The organism is Armatimonas sp. (genome assembly GCF_043760365.1).
GTDB lineage: Bacteria > Armatimonadota > Armatimonadia > Armatimonadales > Armatimonadaceae > Armatimonas.
The window spans coordinates 1-4,508 of record NZ_JAYUPA010000518.1 but is presented as its reverse complement, the minus strand read 5'-3'; the positions used below and the strand labels follow the sequence as shown (position 1 = coordinate 4,508).

Annotated in this window: 4 protein-coding genes and 4 tRNA genes; 5 read left to right on the top strand and 3 right to left on the bottom strand. The window is 59.4% G+C overall.

The genetic code is table 11. The annotated features are described in order from the left end of the window. Positions 1-83 precede the first annotated feature (83 nt). The 3 genes from ACH2EH_RS12095 to ACH2EH_RS12085 form a co-directional block, all read right to left on the bottom strand. Positions 84-680, bottom strand: coding sequence for a Uma2 family endonuclease (locus ACH2EH_RS12095; protein WP_395141992.1), 597 nt, complete (start codon positions 678-680; stop codon positions 84-86). A 69-nt stretch (positions 681-749) separates the two neighbouring features. Further along, positions 750-1,565 (bottom strand): PIG-L deacetylase family protein, encoded by an 816-nt coding sequence (locus ACH2EH_RS12090; RefSeq protein ID WP_395141991.1) that lies wholly within the window; start codon positions 1,563-1,565, stop codon positions 750-752. A 17-nt stretch (positions 1,566-1,582) separates the two neighbouring features. Then, positions 1,583-3,298 carry an amidase gene (locus ACH2EH_RS12085; protein ID WP_395141990.1) on the bottom strand — a complete coding sequence of 572 codons (1,716 nt, stop codon included), beginning with the start codon at positions 3,296-3,298 and terminating at the stop codon, positions 1,583-1,585. 78 nt (positions 3,299-3,376) lie between these two features. On the opposite strand from ACH2EH_RS12085, the gene ACH2EH_RS12080 reads away from it, so the two are divergent. The 5 genes from ACH2EH_RS12080 to ACH2EH_RS12060 form a co-directional block, all read left to right on the top strand. Then, positions 3,377-3,448 (top strand) — tRNA-Met (locus ACH2EH_RS12080). A gap of 14 nt (positions 3,449-3,462) precedes the next feature. Then, positions 3,463-3,535, top strand: a tRNA-Phe gene (locus ACH2EH_RS12075). A gap of 13 nt (positions 3,536-3,548) precedes the next feature. Further along, positions 3,549-3,676: transfer RNA gene (locus ACH2EH_RS12070), tRNA-OTHER, on the top strand. 157 nt (positions 3,677-3,833) lie between these two features. Continuing rightward, a tRNA-Trp gene (locus tag ACH2EH_RS12065) sits at positions 3,834-3,906 on the top strand. A gap of 170 nt (positions 3,907-4,076) precedes the next feature. Next, positions 4,077-4,508, top strand: a 432-nt coding sequence (locus tag ACH2EH_RS12060; protein ID WP_395141988.1) for a TROVE domain-containing protein, incomplete at its 3' end; no start/stop codon positions are given.

Below are 4,508 nucleotides of genomic sequence, written 5' to 3'. Positions count from 1 at the left end.
AATGTGCTGCTTCATCCGCCGCACTGCCTCGTTGCCCGCATCAATACTCACGCCAGAATCGGCATAGGTCACACTCATCGAAACTATTTCTCTCCTCGCGCCCAGACACGAACGGCTTCGCGCCAGTGGGAGCGTAGCTGTTTTTGCCCCTGAGCCAACAGTCGCGTCAGGATATGCGCATCCATTCCCGAAATGGCGCGGCTCCCTGCCGAAACATAGCGCCCCGCCTCCAACACTAAGATCGTCACGGAGCTTTTCTGATAACGCCAGATCTCTGGAACCCCAATTCTAGCGTAGAAGCTATCTTTATCAATCGAGGGGCTGGTAATATCCACTTCCACCACAAGATCAGGGATATGTTTCTGTTGATCGAACTCTGCCAAATCTACAGGAAGCTGGGAGACACTCTGAATATAAAAGCAGGAGTCGGGTTCTGCACCTTGCTCAGGAGCTTCCCGATGAAATGTCGTGCTCCCCAGGCTCCGCACCTCAAAGCCCCGAACTTCTGCGATCCAGTCAACCATGAGCTCAATGCAACGATTTGGCGATTCATGGGTGGGCAACGGACTCATTTCAATCTCCAGACACCCTCGGTCAAAGGCGAGCCGCATCCCCGTCTCGTTGTGTAGCGAGAGGTCTAAGAAGGTCTCAAATTTCACGCCTGAGAGAGTTCGTGTCATGACTCATTCCGAAAAGCTGGGTACTGCCCTACGCATTCTCAGGATACCATACAGGCCCATCCTGCTGTGCTAGAGCCCGAAGAGCGCCCGTAGCGCATCGTCACCCGGCTGGCGACCGTACTCACAGACGCGGAAGGCTTCGGCGTGGTGGCATGCGCCGCCGTTAATGCGAGCACCGGCGGATCTCTCCGCACGGTAGGCACCACGCCCCTCGACAATGCTTCGGACGCGGGCGCGGCGGCCTTCGTCGTCGCTCGGAACTTCGTGGAGCACTCCGGCGTTGTAGGGGAGCCACTCAAAAAACTGCGAGGCGTGCGCACAGACCATCTCGGTTTTCTCGTTTAAGCAGTCGTCTATCGGGACTTGAATCTCGGCGACAAAGGGCTGAATGTCCTTGAAATTATCGTACCAGTAAGCAAAGACGGGCATACGGTCTAAGTGGTGGGTATCGGGGCACATCAGCGGGACGGTGAGCATGTAGGTTGCATCTAAGATGAGCTGAGCCGTGTAGCGATGATCGCGGTGGTAGTCGAGCGGGCGATTAAAAATCACCAGATCGGGGCCGCGTCCCGGCTCGCCAAAGCTACGAATACAGCGCACCATCGCCTCGGTGCTGGGCTTGTCTACATAGACCTCCCCATCGTGGATGCCTAGTGTCTCATAGGTTGCCCCGATCACTGCCGCCGCCTCTTGCGCCTCGATCAGCCGCCGCGCCGCGAGGCTCTCGGGATCGGCTTTGTACTCGTCGGCGAAGTGTCCTTTATCGCCGTTGGTCACGGAGACGAACTTAACCGAGTCGCCCCGCCGCCGCAGCCGGGTCGCGAGTCCGCCCACATTGAGCTCGTTATCGTCGGGATGCGCCCCAATACAGAGAATATGATACATACGCTATTGTAGCCGGTTTAACGCTTGAGCGGCGGCGGCTCCACAGGGAGGCTCTCGACATCGGGCCACTGCGTATGCCACTGGGTTGCCTGCTCGTAGGCAAAGGCGAGGCGCAGAACCGCATCCTCTCGGAAGAGATTGCCGGTGAACTCGATAGAGATCGGCAGGCCGCGCTCGCTCTTGCCACAGCGGGTGAGAAGAGTCGGCTGGCCGGTGAGGTTGGTGTAGGTAATGCTAGGCGCACTGCCCGCCGGTGTCACGTAGACATCCACGTCGCTCAGTGCGCCAACCATTTCTTTCTGCAAGTGCCGCCGCAGGCGCTGGCCCTGCAAGTAGTCCGCAGCGGGAATCAGTGCGCCCTCGCGAAACGTATTGGGCCAGGAGCTATTGCCCTGCTGCACCAGCTCGCGCAGCCCCCCAGACGCCGCTAGCTCGGCGAACGCCGCTGCCCCCTCGGCATGGATCGTGAGACCGGGCAGCGCGGCGTAGGCAGGGTCGGACTTGGGAAACCGAACAGGCTTAGGAGTCACGCCCAGCCCGCGTAGCACTGTCAGCACTTCTTTCTGCGCTCCACTGGCTCGCTCAAAGCCCGCCTCATCGAAGCCGACTCGCAGGCCCGAGAGCTTACTCTCCGGCTTCCAGGTAAACGGAATATTCTCCAGCACGCTGTCATCCAGGCCATCAGGGCCGTGAATGGCGGCGAAGACGAGGGCGCAGTCTTCAACACTCCTACAGATCGGGCCGACCTTATCCATGGTCCAGGAGAGCGCCATCGCGCCGTGGCGCGAAACGCGGCCAAAGCTGGGGCGCAGACCGGTTGCACCGCACTCGCGGCTGGGCGAGACAATACTGCCGTAGGTCTCGGTGCCCAGTGCAAAGCCCACGAGCCCCGCCGCCACCGCGCTCGCCGAGCCCGCCGATGACCCCGACGAGCCACGGGTGACATCCCATGGGTTGCGCGTGATTCCGCCAAACCACACATCACCCATCGCCAGCTCCCCCATCGAGAACTTGGCACACAGCACCGCTCCCGCATCGCGCAGGCGCACCGCCACAGTGGCATCCAGACCGACCAGTACCTGGTTTTTATAGGGCGGCGCACCAAATGTGGTGCGGGTGCCCTTGACAAAAAATAAGTCTTTTAGCCCATAGGGAATCCCATGGAGCGGCCCGCGCCACTTCCCCGCCGCCAGCTCTTTGTCCGCCGCCTCGGCTTGCTCTCGCGCTGTCTCCTCCAGCAAGGAAACGACGCAGAGTAGGCGCGGCCCGTAGGTCTTGAGGCGCTCCAGATACATCTCGGTGAGCTGGCGCGATGTGATTTTTTTGCTGACCAAGAGCTTGGTGAGTGTCGCGACGCTCGCAAAAGCCAGGCTCTTCACGTCGCCGCTAAACGTGGGCATCTTGCTCTTCGAGAGCTTCACTTCACTCTTGCCTGTAGGGAGCGTCACCCCCGCGATCACGGGATTGAAGTGAAACGCGGGTGGCAGATTTCCGATCAGTGGGCTGGTTCGTACCGCCTTTAAGTTCTTCTGAAACTCCGCCATCCGACTGAGTAGCTGTGTCCGCTCCACCTCCGTCGTCTCCCGCCCGATGAGCTTATCGGCGGCAAGCAGATCGCTCTCGGTAAGTTTTTCACTTTTCATCGGCTCCTGAGCCTGCGTTTCACCCACAATAGCCCCCACAGTTGCCACGGCGGCGCCGGTCACCATCTCTCGCCGACTTATTTTTTTCATGCCGCATTTTAGCACGCGGGCAAGAGCTTGCGATATTGCTCTCGTCAGTGGTTGCAAAGCCACCAGGCACAGAGATAGTGCGGTGTAGCGCAGCGGCAGCGCGACGGCCTCATAAGCCGAAGGTCATGGGTTCGAGTCCCATCACCGCGCCTTGGTGTGTTTGTGGAGGTGTAGCTCAGTCGGTAGAGCGGGAGTCTGAAGAGCTCCGCGTCGCAGGTTCGAACCCTGCCGCCGCCATTTGGGTTTGTGTAGGAGCGTAGCTCAGTGGTAGAGCAGGAAACCCCGTTTCCGTTTTTTGTCTGGAAGTGATTCCGGGCCGTAGGTGACGGTTATCGATTATTACTCGCCTGGTCGTGGGTTCGAGTCCCACCGCTCCTGTGTCAAAAAATAATAGAATTTTAGAACGGGCCGTAGCAGAAGAGTTATCAGCGTATCTTGCGTATAGCTCAGTGGTAGAGCGCCAACTGCATAAGTTGGAGGAGAGGGTTCGATTCCCTATTCTCTCCTGCGCCCCTTGCCCGTTCAACTAAGTCTTAGGGGTGTGGCGCAACTGGTAGCGCAGTGGATTCCAAATCCAAAGGTTGCAGGTTCGAGCCCTGTCACCCCTGTTTTATCGCCCCCATGAACGGGGGCGTCTTATTGTCCTTGTTCCTCGGACACAAAGGGCGTGCCGCCCATACCCGACTCTACTCGGCATGGCCCGTAGGGCCTTCGTGTCGCGAAGCGACAATAAGACGCCTCCGTTCATGGGGGCGATTTACGCGAGGAGAAAACGAAAATGAGCTACTTAAAGAACACACTCAACAAGAACATTACGCCGCAGAACCAGCCGATTCCGGGCACGACTCAAGTCAAAAACTCGGCGGGAGGTTACAGCTTCCCGGTGGACAACTGGACACGGCTGGAGCGCTTCTTGGTGCTGGGTTCCGAGGGCGGCTCGTACTACGCGACGCAGCAGAAGCTAACGGCGGAGAACGCCAAGGCGGTTCAGGCGTGCGTGAAGGCCGACGGTCTCCGGGCTGTGAAAATTATCGCGCAGATCTCGGATGCGGGCCGTGCGCCCAAGAACGATCCCGCGATCTTTGCGCTGGCTATTGCGGCTGCCGAGGGCGATGATAAGACACGTGCGGCGGCGCTGGCGGCACTGCCGACGGTCTGCCGCACGGGGACGCATCTGTTCCACTTCGCGCAGTTTGTGGACGGCATGCGC

Excerpts from the sequence above, each read along its gene's own strand:
- ACH2EH_RS12095 (WP_395141992.1), bottom strand. The coding sequence starts at position 680 with ATGACACGAACTCTCTCAGGCGTGAAATTTGAGACCTTCTTAGACCTC.
- ACH2EH_RS12090 (WP_395141991.1), bottom strand. The coding sequence starts at position 1,565 with ATGTATCATATTCTCTGTATTGGGGCGCATCCCGACGATAACGAGCTC.
- ACH2EH_RS12085 (WP_395141990.1), bottom strand. The coding sequence starts at position 3,298 with ATGAAAAAAATAAGTCGGCGAGAGATGGTGACCGGCGCCGCCGTGGCA.